A 488-nucleotide genomic window follows, 5' to 3' on the forward strand; every position below is an offset into this window, starting at 1 on the left:
CGCCTCAACAAAATCCAACCGTCGCGGGCGGCGGCGTATATTGGTATAAACCCGCATACTTTCCCAATCCCCGTGCAGCGTAACCTGCTGCATCAGCGGAATGGACAGCCCGTCTTCGGCAAGGCGCGTCGCCCCTTCGTGCCGTAAATCGTGAAACCTTAAATCTTCAATATGCAAGGCGCGGCAGGCGTTGGTAAATAGTGCGCTGATTGTTTTCGATTGATACCCGCCCAAAAGCAAATCGGGATTTCCCTGCATCTGTCTTCTGATTTTCTCGCTCTGCAAAGCCTCTATCAGCGGTATTAACTCGTCCCTGACTTCAAATTTCTTATGATTTCCCTTGCTTCCGCGCGGGTGTTTTACATCTCTTACCAGCCATTGACGCGTTTCCAAATCCAAATCCGCCCATGCCAGCCGTCCGATTTCTGCCTGCCTGCGACAGGAATATATGGCAAACCACATAATCAGGTGCATAGGCACGCGCATAT

The 488-nt window shown here is 51.4% G+C and carries 1 protein-coding gene; it reads right to left on the reverse strand.

Translation table 11 applies throughout. The features are described 5' to 3' along the window. Positions 1 to 462: tyrosine-type recombinase/integrase (locus tag ACTHUR_RS19370; protein WP_440400417.1), on the reverse strand; the 462-nt coding region annotated here is incomplete at its 3' end. Between the last annotated feature and the right edge of the window lie 26 nt (positions 463 to 488).

It is taken from the genome of Neisseria sp. P0021.S007 (genome assembly GCF_051956855.1).